This is a genomic window from Streptococcus oralis, from assembly GCF_023109155.1.
Classification (GTDB): domain Bacteria; phylum Bacillota; class Bacilli; order Lactobacillales; family Streptococcaceae; genus Streptococcus; species Streptococcus oralis_BZ.
This window is the reverse complement of record NZ_JALDUA010000025.1, coordinates 1-526: the sequence shown is the minus strand read 5'-3', so window position 1 is coordinate 526 and position 526 is coordinate 1. Positions and strand designations below refer to the sequence as shown.

1 protein-coding gene is annotated in these 526 nt (G+C 43.0%); it reads left to right on the top strand.

Annotation, left to right across the window (positions count from 1 at the left end; translation table 11 throughout):
- A partial coding sequence (locus M1F63_RS10135) for a hypothetical protein (RefSeq protein WP_247941337.1) occupies positions 1–526 on the top strand: 526 nt, incomplete at both ends.

The window sequence follows — 526 nt, the reverse complement described above, 5'->3', positions numbered from 1 at the left end:
AAGCGCATAGCGATTTGACTCCTTATAAGGATCAATTGGTACCAAACAAAGCAAGTGTTAACTTCAAGGATGCCAATGGTCAATCTGGCAGCAAGGAATCAAAACCGGTAACGGTGAAACCACGTGACCCAGAAAAACCAACAGATCCAACACCAGGTGAACCAGTTAAGTCTGTTGGGCCAGAAGATGGATCTAAACCTGATAAAAAATACCACTTGCCAAACGCTTTAGATACCTTCCGCTTCGACATTTCAACGCTCGTTCCTGCAGATCCTAAGGATGAAAATGGAAATGCCTTGAAAGATGAGTACGGTCGCATCAAGAAGACGGAATTGACGAACTTCACGATCAGTGATAAAATCAATCAAGTCCTCAAAGTGAACCTTGACCGCATCGCCCTCAAAGTTGAAAACGCTCAATTTGACAAGATCAAAGCAACTCTTCAAGCCCAACTTGAACAGTCTGAGAAAGAACTCAAAGCTTTGACAGGTAAGTCAACTGATGAGACTTCAACAGAGGCTAACAA